At 63.1% G+C, this 3,546-nt stretch carries 3 protein-coding genes and 1 pseudogene; 2 read left to right on the forward strand and 2 right to left on the reverse strand.

The features are described 5' to 3' along the window. Window positions 1–313, forward strand: a pseudogene (locus tag Q0X47_RS08515) (hypothetical protein); the annotation flags it as partial. A gap of 27 nt (window positions 314–340) precedes the next feature. Here the strand turns inward: Q0X47_RS08515 and Q0X47_RS08520 are convergent. Then, window positions 341–1,900, reverse strand: a complete 1,560-nt coding sequence (locus Q0X47_RS08520; protein ID WP_297725039.1) for an ATP-dependent helicase — start codon at window positions 1,898–1,900, stop codon at window positions 341–343. A 174-nt stretch (window positions 1,901–2,074) separates the two neighbouring features. Between Q0X47_RS08520 and Q0X47_RS08525 the strand changes: the two genes are divergently transcribed. Continuing rightward, window positions 2,075–3,091, forward strand: coding sequence for a hypothetical protein (locus Q0X47_RS08525; protein WP_297725042.1), 1,017 nt, complete (start codon window positions 2,075–2,077; stop codon window positions 3,089–3,091). Here Q0X47_RS08525 and Q0X47_RS08530 read toward each other — a convergent pair. Continuing rightward, a partial coding sequence (locus tag Q0X47_RS08530) for a zinc-dependent metalloprotease (protein ID WP_297725045.1) occupies window positions 3,092–3,546 on the reverse strand: 455 nt, incomplete at its 5' end.

Genomic DNA, 3,546 nt, shown 5'->3' on the forward strand with positions numbered 1-3,546 from the left:
GGGACGCGTGGTGTGGAGCGATGAAATCGAAGGCGTGGCGGTGCTCTATGAAACGGATGCCATGCTGACCGCCGCAGACATGGCTGAGGCCCCCGCTGACCCCCAAGAACGTAAGGCTTTCCTGGAGAAAAAGACTGCCGGTCAGGAACGGGCCCGTTTTGTCGTGGCCGCCACCCGCACCGAAGCCTGGTCGATTGTTCACCCGCACTTCGACACCGACCCGGAGCATATCGAACAGGGCCCGGCGTTGGTCGCGGATTTGTTGCAACTCATCACCAACGGCATGAACGGCGAGCCCAACCCTACCTCTTGACCTGCACTAACGCTGGCCAGACCCGGTTTAGTGCCTGCTGGAACGCCGCAACGTGGCACTGCGCCGGGGCCAAAACGGTGCCAAGAAACGGCACGCCTCGCGCTCTTGGGCGGCTCCGTCGCGACGGGCTTTGGCAAAAGACACGATGAGCCGGCTGCGCGCCCGCGTCACCCCGACGTAGCACAAACGGCGTTCTTCCTCGATGGCCGTGGCGGTTTTTGCCAAGCTAATAGGCAGCCACCCTTCGCTGGCTCCCGCCAGAAATACGACTTCCCACTCGAGTCCCTTTGCCGAGTGCAGGGAAGCTAACGTTACGCCGCCGGGCTCGTCGTCCTCCGTGCCTGTCCCGCTGTCCGCGGTTGCTCCCGCTAGGTTCGTGACCCGGTCCTTGATGACAAAAGGAATTCGTTTCGCCCCCAACGCCACCCCGAACAGCGCGGCTTGGGCGTTGGTGCGGAACAGCACCGCAATCTGGCTGGGTTTCAGGCCCTCCGTCAGCAGGTCTTGAATGCGGCGGGCGATTTCCTTGGCCTCGGTTTCGTCGTCTGGCGCCGCGAACCAAGACACCGCCGGACCGGCTTCGCGTTGGGACACCAGCCGGACGGTACCGCCCAGGGGCTTGCCGTCCGACCCTTTTGCCTGGGCCAACACCTGATTCGCCAAGTTCACGATCTGAGGGGTGGAGCGATAGTCCCGGATTAGTTCCATGACTTTTGCTTCGGGGTAGGTTTGGGTGAACTCGGTCAAGTATTCTGGGGTGGCACCGGCAAAAGAGTAGATGGTTTGCGCCGCGTCCCCCACTACCGCCAGGTCGCGGCGGCGGCCCAGCCAGCTCATCAACAGGTAGTTTTGCAGCGGCGAAACGTCCTGATATTCGTCCACCACGAAGTAGCGGTACTGGTTGCGGATCGCCCGCGCCACGTCCTCGCGCTCGTCCATCATGCCCGCGCACAGCAGCAAAATATCTTCAAAATCCAGCTGTCCGGCCTCTATTTTCACATCCTCATAGGCGTCCAGCAGCTGCGCAACCCGCTCGGTACTCACATCGGCTACGGCTTCGCGTCCTGCCGCCCGTGCCGCCGCGGCGTAATGCGGTGGGTCCACCAGCGAGACTTTTGCCCACTCGATTTCCCCGGCCAACGCCCGCACCTGTGCTTTTCCGAGGTCCATTCCCAGGCGTGTCCCCGCCGCCGTCACCAGGGTCGCTTTCAGCCCGGTCAGGTCGGGCATAGTTCCGCCCATAACCTGCGGCCAAAAGTACCTGACCTGCGCCAGCGCCGCGGAGTGAAAGGTGCGCGCCTCGACCTGTCCCACTCCCAAGCCTTCCAACCGGGTTTTCATCTCTGCCGCGGCTTTTTGGGTAAACGTCAACGCCAACACGTTTTCCGGATTGATCTGTCCGCTGCGCACGCCGTAGGCGATGCGATAGGTAATCGCCCGGGTTTTCCCGGTGCCCGCCCCCGCCAGCACACACAGCGCCCCGTGCTGGTGCTGGGCAACCTCGCGCTGCTGTTCGTCCAGTTCATCGAGCAGTTGCGCGGCGCTCAGAACCGCACTGGACGGCGCAGCGTGGGGTTTGGTGTTCACGTTTCCCTCCTCTCGACTCCGCGTTTCATTGCTCCCCCAAGTTTCCCACGCGGGGCGACACGGCACGAAACCGGGGTCCTGTCCAGCGCGGATACGAAGTTATCCACAAGTGCCGGATTGCCATTTGAGTTTATTATATATCTTTTGAGATGCTTTGAATAGAGGTGAGAGATTATGAAACTAAATGAGGGTATTCACTTGGTTAGACTGCCTGATGGTTCAGTCGAGCTGTGCGCCGGGCTGGAAACCATGTTTTGTTTTCCGCAGTGTTCCGAAAAGGAGTTCCAGCTTCTGCAACGCCTGGTGGCGGGCTGTACCCGCCCGGATTTGTCCGACTTTGCCAAAGCCTGCCGCATTCCCCTGACCAGAGTCTCGGAAATCCTGCGAACCTTGGTTGACGCCGAGTTGCTGCAGCTGCGCAGTCCCCGTCTGCACGGCGGGCCCGACGATGGGTTTTGGTCACGAGTGGGGGGCGCCAAGATGCGCCGTGCCTACCGACATCGCCAGGAACAGTGCGTTTCTCTCGATCGCGCCGACCGCATGGCCCAACTGCTGGCCGTGGAACTGGGCGCCGCCGGTATCGGCAAGATTCAAGTCCCCGCCACCAACCGCAGTCCCGAACCGGACTTGGAAACCGCCCTTGACCCGCGACACACCATGAAAGACCTGGTGGAACAGCGGCTGCGACACGCCACTGTGACGACCCGGCGAAGCTCGGTGGACTTGGCGGTGCAGTTCAGCTGGGGTATTCCCGACCCGGTGGCGGCGCAAAAAGCGATGCAGGCCGCTCAGCCGTTCCTGGCGGTGGTGGCCGGTCACGATTTTGTCGAGGTCGGGCCGCTGGTCGTGCCCGGTTTGACGCCGTGCACGTCCTGTATCGCCCTGCACCAGGCCACAGAAGTGGCGCACCTGGCAGAACGCGCCGCGAACCTGCACTGGGCGGCGTTTCCGCGGGTGGAAACGGCATTGGCAGGAGCGGGGGCGGCGCTGGCGGCGACGCAAGCCTTGGCGTTTCTGGATTGCCGCGCCCTACACCCCGGCGATGTCACGCGCATCTCGGTGGATGGAACGGTCACGACCAGGCACTTTGAGTCTCACCCGGAATGTGACTGCAGCTATCTTCCGGTCGATCTCGACGTTCCCCCAGAACCGGCGTTTGCGAAGCGGGCGCGCGCGGTGACAGCCGCCTGATTAGGCGTCAGAAGTGGGGTGCTCTGGGCTGTCCGGGTCCGTCCCGTGCCCGGAACCGTCGGGCGAATCGGTGTCGGGACGGTCTTGTGACACTTCCGCGTCCCCCTCCGAATCGATACCGGGCTCCAGCCCTTTGGCGTATCCCAAAGTCCCTTGCAGCATAGCCTCCAAATCGGCCTCCAGCTGGTCTTTCGGGCCTTCTCCGGCCAGGCGCGCCACGAACTCGTCGGGGGCGTCGAAGTCGCTTTCCTCCGGCAGCAGGTCCGGGTGGTCCCACAAGCCTTCCGCTCCGGCTTCCCCGAGCTTGGCCACCAGTTTGGACCACAAGGCGCTGGCTTCGCGCAACCGCTTGGGTCGCAGTTCCAAGCCGATAAGGGCGGCGAACGCTTTTTCGGCCGGCCCTCCGGTGGCGCGGCGCCGATTCATCATCTCTCGCAAGGCTCCCATCTGGGGTA

The organism is uncultured Mobiluncus sp. (assembly GCF_947254095.1).
Taxonomy (GTDB): Bacteria; Actinomycetota; Actinomycetes; order Actinomycetales; family Actinomycetaceae; genus Mobiluncus.

What these genes read in the sequence shown, in the direction of transcription:
- Q0X47_RS08525 (WP_297725042.1), top strand. Translation starts at nt 2,075, where the DNA reads ATGAAACTAAATGAGGGTATTCACTTGGTTAGACTGCCTGATGGTTCA.